This window comes from Vibrio sp. 10N.222.48.A3, assembly GCF_041475345.1.
GTDB lineage: Bacteria > Pseudomonadota > Gammaproteobacteria > Enterobacterales > Vibrionaceae > Vibrio > Vibrio tasmaniensis_A.
This window is the reverse complement of the sequence record NZ_JBFRVX010000126.1, coordinates 1-6,171: the sequence shown is the minus strand read 5'-3', so window position 1 is coordinate 6,171 and position 6,171 is coordinate 1. Positions and strand designations below refer to the sequence as shown.

The following is a 6,171-nucleotide window of genomic DNA, read 5'->3' as shown; positions in this document are numbered from 1 at the left end:
AGACAAACGTACTGGTAAAAGAAGAGGTTTTGGATTTGTTGTTATGGCAAGTAATGATGTGAATCATGCTATTTCAGAACTTAACGATAAAGATTACATGCAACGTACTTTAAAAGTACGCGTTGCAAACGATCCTAAACATCCAGAAACGGACGAAGCTGAGCTGAGCTAAACCCTAACCGCTTCAGCATACTATTTAGTGCACTTTCTTTTTTAGGAAGTGCACTACAAAAAGCCTCACGCACTCCCCCTTCTTCAGTACTGCTCTCTAAATCCAATAAATCTTGAACCCGCTTAGCAATAGCCTTACCTGAATCAATCAACATCACGTTTTTACCTAGCACTTGCTGAATCTCTGATTTGATCAGTGGGAAATGAGTACACCCTAAAACAGCCACATCAATTGTGTTGATCATTGGTTGAAGGATTTGCTGCAGCTCTTCAAGGTTAATCGCCTCTCCTCGGAGTTTATCTTCGGCCATATCCACCAGCTGAGTAGAACCTAAAAGCTCAACTCTTTTATTACTAGAGAAGTTTTTGATGAGCTCGTGTGTGTATTCACGAGTAATCGTTGCGGGTGTTGCAATAAGACCAACGGCTTTATTGGCAAGTAGCGATGCTGGCTTGATTGCCGGAACAACCCCGACAATAGGGATTGGGTTATTAGCCCTTAGTGTAGGTAACACAATTGTACTTGCTGTATTGCAGGCTATCACCACAATATCAATAGCGTGGCTAGCCACAAAACTGGCGACGATGCTTTGAACTCTGTGGATAAGGACTTGCTGGTCGAGCTCACCGTATGGGTAAGCCTCGTTATCGAATACATAAGTATAGTTATGATTCGGTAGTAAGTGGCTTATCTCTTTATATACGGACAGACCGCCAACTCCAGAATCAAAGATCAATATGTTTTTTTGTATGCTTTCCGACACAACCATTACCTGTAATAAGTTCCGTTGCAATGATACCCCTTCACTTAGTTTTCGCCAATCATCACTCTACATAATGCAGGCTCGGTAGCGTTGATGCACAAAGCGCTCACCCTGATCTACATTTTCCAGCTCTATCTTAAGCCTTCCTTTAAAGCATGGCGCTGACGTTACTAAAGTATGGAACTCACCATCTTCGCCGCATGGGTCGACGTGACTCGGTAAACTGTCGATTAGCTCAAACGTGTATTCTTTCCCGCAATAGCTCATGTCTAATGCATCGGTATCGACCGTGACGAGAAAGGTTTCGATTCCTCTGTCTATTATTTCACTCGCAAGTACCTGACTGCTCTCTCCCATTAGGGGAAACACACACTCCCAACCAGCTGGCTCTATATAACTTCTTCGGTAATCGGCAATGCCATTACAGAACATATCTCCAAACGCGACCGCATCGATTGATAAACTAGAATCTTTAAGTACCGAGACAATCGTACTTTGATAAACCTCATTACTTGGGAAGACTTCCGGTAGCTCAATCATGATTAATGGTAAACCGACCAATCGAGCTTGCATTGCAACTACCTCAATAGGAGTGACCTGGAAAGGAACTTCATCTCCAACATACGTAGTATACAGAGCAACAACTTCATACTCGGTGCTTTCAAGTAGGCGCTCTAACGTTAACGTAGAGTCTTTTCCTGACGACCAACTCATGACGACTTTCTTTTTCATTGATATATCCAATAAGAAGAAACCGCCCGAAGGCGGTTTAGTTGTTAATTAGAACTGGTAGTCAGCGTTTATAAAGAAACTTCTTTCTTGTGTTTCATACCCTTTGGCTAACGTGTAATCTTTATCAAAAAGGTTAGCAATACGCCCTCTCATTGTGAAATGATCCGTCACAAAGTAGCTCGCAGCTATATCTACTAGCGAGTACTCATCTAACTCAGCATTGCCGCTATCCATACGTTTACCTTGATATAAATAACTCAAGTCCGCCTGCCAGTTGTCCGCAAAATACGTCACGTTCCACTTAGCATTTTGTTTCGCTCTACGTAAAAGTTGAGACCCATCGCTTTTATCTGTCGGGTCCATAAAGTCAAGGCTAACTTGGTGAGAAAAACTTCCTGTATCGAATTCTCCCGATAGCTCTAAGCCTTTAATTTCAGCGACACCAATGTTTTTTGAAGGCCATCCAACTATCATGTTTTTAATATCATTTTTGTAAGCCGATACTCTCCAATCAACCAATGATTGATGGGCTTCGAACGCGACTTCATAGTTTTTTGACTCTTCAGGTTTCAGCGTTGGAACACCTGAGCCCGGCCAATATAGTTGATTAAATGTAGGTGCTTTAAATGCCGTACCAGCATTAGCCGTCACGCGATAATTAGCTGCTAACCAATATCCTAAACCCGCTTGCCATGTCGTATTCTTGCCGTAGCGTTGGTTATCGTCACCGCGTAAAGCTAATTCAGCTTGTACGGCTTGGTTGTCATAAAAGCCACTAACATATAGCGAGTTATTCGTACGAGATTTCTCGGCATAGTCTTTTGAGGACTCTGATACGTCATCTTTAGACCAATCAAGACCCGCACCAATAGAAACTTCATTGTTCACAGTGAATAAATTTGTGAAAGCAACGGCCTGGTGGTCCGTTTGATAAGTACTTTTGTAGTAATAATCTTTACTAGAATCTTGAGCTTTACTTAAAGAAAAGTTGCTCGACAACGTTTCTCCAGTATAACTAAGACGGCCAATTGCACTGTAAAGTGTCTGATCTTTTGTAGCATTTTTCGGATCGTACTCTGTTTCACCATCCGAGTAAGTAGAATTAAACTTAAGCTTAAACTCGTCATTCAGCTTATGAGTTATCGCAAGTGCTAGCTCAGTCACTTCATGTCCATCTGCGTCTTGATCACCTGCTGAGTTTTGAACAGAAAACCCATCAGTCTCTGCTCGCTTTACAGCTACAGAACCACTTGTCGAGTCTGTAATATTACCAGACACTGCCACACTGCCTTTTTTGTATGAATCAGATCCAAACCCTACGCTAACTTTTGCTTCTGAACTTGATGTGTCTGTAATAATATTAATTACACCACCAATCGCATCGGCTCCATAAATTGCTGCTCGAGGACCACGCACAAACTCAATGCGCTGAACACCAACTAGTGGAATAGCAGCAAAATTTGCTCCTCCTGATGTTGCACTTGCTGTTTTTACGCCATCAATAAGTACTAAGATGTGGTCAGAGTTAGTACCTCTAACAAAAACACTCTGCTTTTGTCCGTAACCGCCGTTGCTCGCTACCTGAATACCAGGTAAACGACGTAGTACTTCGTAAATATCATTAGCTTGAATCGCTTCAATCTCTGCTCGAGTAACAACTACAACAGGTAACGTTGTACTTTGAGTGCTTTGCTCAAAACGGTTAGCCGTAACGACCATGGTTTCGTCAGCAGATGCTTCTTGTGCGTGTAAATTGGAGATAGGTGAAAGCAGCGATGCTACAGCAACCGCTAAAAGGGATTTGTTCATGTTGTGATCCTAAATCGCGTAAAGTCCTACCAAACCACATTGTATGGCTTAGCCGCTGGCAGGTATTCGGACTTAAGAGCACAACCTTTCGGTTACCTAATATTCGACTTCCCACAAAATGCTATTTGCAGTGTCTATGAATACTCGTTCTCTTTTACCGCTGCGCGTCAGTTCTGGATTTTCACCAGATTCCCTCTTCAGCCATCTATACATCCACATGGCACCAGCTTGCCGGAAATAGTATTGACCTATGAATCATTTGTCTAGTCTAAGATAGTTATAAGCTATAGTTTTCGTCGTCTATTTAGACTGAATGGCTCTCAACACTGGACAAGCGCCTGTGATTGAATAAAATCTGCGCTCTTGATTTAAAAGCACGATAGCAAAAGGCATAACAATGGCGAATTTAGAAGTAAACCCGCAACGCTACCAAGAACAACTGGCAGAAAAGACTGAGCGTCTTACTGAAATGTTCTCAGAATATAATGTGCCTGAGCTGGAAGTGTATGAATCTCCAGAACAACACTACCGCATGCGTGCAGAGTTCCGCGTGTGGCATGAAGGTGACGATATGTATTACGTCATGTTCAATCAAGAGACCAAAGAAAAATACCGCGTAGACCAGTTCCCAGCGGCTAGCCGCCTGATCAACGACCTAATGCCTCTATTAACGGATGCAATGAAGGACAACCACTCTCTACGCCACAAACTATTCCAAGTAGACTTCCTTTCTACATTAAGCGGCGAGATTTTGGTGTCACTGCTTTACCACCGCCAATTGGGTGAACAGTGGATTCAAGATGCTAAAGCACTTAAACAGCAATTAAACGATGAAGGTTTTAACCTAAACCTGATCGGCCGTGCGCGTAAGATGAAAATCGTACTGGACCGCGACTACGTTATCGAAAAGCTAGATGTGAATGGTGATAGCTACATCTACCAGCAAGTTGAGAACAGCTTTACTCAACCAAACGGTAAAGTAGCAGAGAAAATGCTGGAGTGGGCTGTCGACTGTACTCAAGACAGCAAAGGCGACTTGCTTGAACTTTACTGTGGTAACGGTAACTTCTCACTAGCACTGGCACAGAACTTCGAACGTGTACTGGCAACAGAACTAGCGAAGCCGTCAGTAGAATCTGCGCAATACAACATCGCAGCCAACAAGATTGAAAATGTTCAGATCATCCGCATGTCTGCGGAAGATTTTACCGTAGCAATGGAAGGCAAGCGTGAATTCCGTCGTCTACAGCAAGCGAACATCGATCTTAAGAGCTACAACTGCAACACTATCTTTGTTGATCCACCGCGTTCAGGTATGGATGTCGATACTTGTAAGATGGTTCAAGGCTACGAGCGTATCATGTACATCTCTTGTAACCCTGAGACATTGAAAGAGAACCTAGACATTCTAAGCGAAACACACGACATAACTCGTTTTGCTCTATTTGACCAGTTCCCTTATACGCACCACATGGAAGCCGGTGTATTCCTAGAGCGTAAAGCGTAAGCCTAGCTCTCTAGGTCGAAGTCGAAGCAGCAGATACAAAAAAACGAGCCAATTGGCTCGTTTTTTTTATTTATAGATTGATTTAAGCGGTTTTACCGATAAAGCCTAGCTTCTTACCTACCCAAGCGAGCAGTAGCATCGCAACGATAATCGCAAAGAAGTTTGACCCGGCATCAGGGTGTTGTGCTTTCACAAAAGCCGAGTGGCCAAATGCACCTACAAAGAAACAAGCTAAACCCACTAACGGAATATCTTCAGATACTGGATTTGTTAGGTATTCTTGGTATAGCGCTTGTACAGCCAACACTAAAGCAATCAGCGGGAAAATAGAGAAGCCCACTTCGCTCATTGTTACCCAAGATAGCAGTGCATCACCACACACACCTGCTACAACAGCAAGTACGAGTGTCTTTCTTTCAGAACCACGGTTTACAGTATTATTTTCATTCGACATTATTCAATCCCGCCTTTTAATCGGTTACGTTCACGTTCTTTACGATACCAAAAAGCCCCTTTGGCCATCATTCGCAATTGCATGATCAAACGCTCAGCCAATTCATCTCGCTGACGTCGATCTAAATCTAATGCTTCTGCCCCTGAGTTAAAAACCAAGATGACGGAGGCTTCCGCTTGAGTAAAAGCTTCGTCTCTTGTCATGCCAGTCGTTATCAAATATTCGGTTAACTCAGCAGAGAAGTGCTGTATCTCACGAGCTACCGCTGCACGAAACTCAAATGAAGTTCCTGAGCGCTCCCGCAATAACAGTCTGAATACGTTTGGGCTGCTTTCAATGAATTCCATAAAGGTTTCAACCGATGTGCGAATCACGCTGCCTTCTTTTACTATGCGTTGCCTAGCTTGACGCATCAACTGACGCAACAATAAGCCACCTTCATCGACCATGGTTAAGCCAAGCTCATCCATGTCTTTGAAATGGCGATAAAAGGAAGTCGGAGCTATTCCAGCCTCACGAGCGACTTCTCTCAAGCTTAGATTAGAAAAACTACGATCGGCACTGAGTTGGCTAAATGCCGCATCAACTAAGCTACGACGAGTCTTTTCTTTTTGCTGTGCGCGAATGCCCATTGGTTTCATACTTTATCAACATCTTCTTTTACAGCCTAAACAGGCATGTCTAATACTCTATTCAATATAACGCGAATCACTTACTTATATAAGGCACTCTCT

Annotated in this window: 6 protein-coding genes, 1 pseudogene and 1 riboswitch; of the genes and pseudogenes, 2 read left to right on the top strand and 5 right to left on the bottom strand. The window is 43.1% G+C overall.

Features of this window, described 5'->3' with window-relative positions; all coding sequences use genetic code 11:
* Nucleotides 1–172, top strand: a pseudogene (locus AB4653_RS04770) (RNA-binding protein); the annotation flags it as partial.
* On the opposite strand, the gene murI reads toward AB4653_RS04770, so the two are convergent.
* Genes murI through AB4653_RS04755 form a run of 3 tightly spaced genes read right to left on the bottom strand, consistent with a single transcriptional unit; the run spans nt 135 to nt 3,476 of the window.
* The gene (gene murI / locus AB4653_RS04765) at nt 135–941 is read right to left on the bottom strand and encodes a glutamate racemase (RefSeq protein WP_009848257.1); all 807 of its coding nucleotides are present in this window, start codon (nt 939–941) and stop codon (nt 135–137) included. The pseudogene AB4653_RS04770 and the gene murI sit on opposite strands and share 38 nt — an antisense overlap.
* Before the next feature lie 60 nt (nt 942–1,001).
* Nucleotides 1,002–1,667 carry an ATPase gene (locus AB4653_RS04760; RefSeq protein ID WP_009848256.1) on the bottom strand — a complete coding sequence of 222 codons (666 nt, stop codon included), beginning with the start codon at nt 1,665–1,667 and terminating at the stop codon, nt 1,002–1,004.
* A gap of 48 nt (nt 1,668–1,715) precedes the next feature.
* Nucleotides 1,716–3,476: a TonB-dependent receptor domain-containing protein gene (locus AB4653_RS04755; RefSeq protein ID WP_009848255.1), complete on the bottom strand. Its 1,761-nt coding sequence runs from the start codon at nt 3,474–3,476 to the stop codon at nt 1,716–1,718.
* Nucleotides 3,477–3,515: 39 nt separating this feature from the next.
* Nucleotides 3,516–3,719: riboswitch (cobalamin riboswitch) on the bottom strand.
* A gap of 154 nt (nt 3,720–3,873) precedes the next feature.
* Here AB4653_RS04755 and trmA point away from each other — a divergent pair.
* Nucleotides 3,874–4,983, top strand: a complete 1,110-nt coding sequence (gene trmA / locus AB4653_RS04750; RefSeq protein ID WP_009848254.1) for a tRNA (uridine(54)-C5)-methyltransferase TrmA — start codon at nt 3,874–3,876, stop codon at nt 4,981–4,983.
* 82 nt (nt 4,984–5,065) lie between these two features.
* Here trmA and AB4653_RS04745 read toward each other — a convergent pair whose 3' ends face one another.
* Both AB4653_RS04745 and fabR read right to left on the bottom strand, forming a co-directional pair.
* Nucleotides 5,066–5,437: a YijD family membrane protein gene (locus AB4653_RS04745; RefSeq protein WP_004736696.1), complete on the bottom strand. Its 372-nt coding sequence runs from the start codon at nt 5,435–5,437 to the stop codon at nt 5,066–5,068.
* Nucleotides 5,437–6,078: an HTH-type transcriptional repressor FabR gene (gene fabR / locus AB4653_RS04740; protein WP_009848253.1), complete on the bottom strand. Its 642-nt coding sequence runs from the start codon at nt 6,076–6,078 to the stop codon at nt 5,437–5,439. Before fabR ends, AB4653_RS04745 begins: the two co-directional genes overlap by 1 nt.
* Between the last annotated feature and the right edge of the window lie 93 nt (nt 6,079–6,171).

Bases quoted from the DNA above. Each gene is read 5' to 3' on its own strand.
- trmA (WP_009848254.1), top strand. From the start codon at position 3,874: ATGGCGAATTTAGAAGTAAACCCGCAACGCTACCAAGAACAACTGGCA.
- AB4653_RS04755 (WP_009848255.1), bottom strand. From the start codon at position 3,476: ATGAACAAATCCCTTTTAGCGGTTGCTGTAGCATCGCTGCTTTCACCT.
- fabR (WP_009848253.1), bottom strand. From the start codon at position 6,078: ATGAAACCAATGGGCATTCGCGCACAGCAAAAAGAAAAGACTCGTCGT.
- AB4653_RS04760 (WP_009848256.1), bottom strand. From the start codon at position 1,667: ATGAAAAAGAAAGTCGTCATGAGTTGGTCGTCAGGAAAAGACTCTACG.
- murI (WP_009848257.1), bottom strand. From the start codon at position 941: ATGGTTGTGTCGGAAAGCATACAAAAAAACATATTGATCTTTGATTCT.
- AB4653_RS04745 (WP_004736696.1), bottom strand. From the start codon at position 5,437: ATGTCGAATGAAAATAATACTGTAAACCGTGGTTCTGAAAGAAAGACA.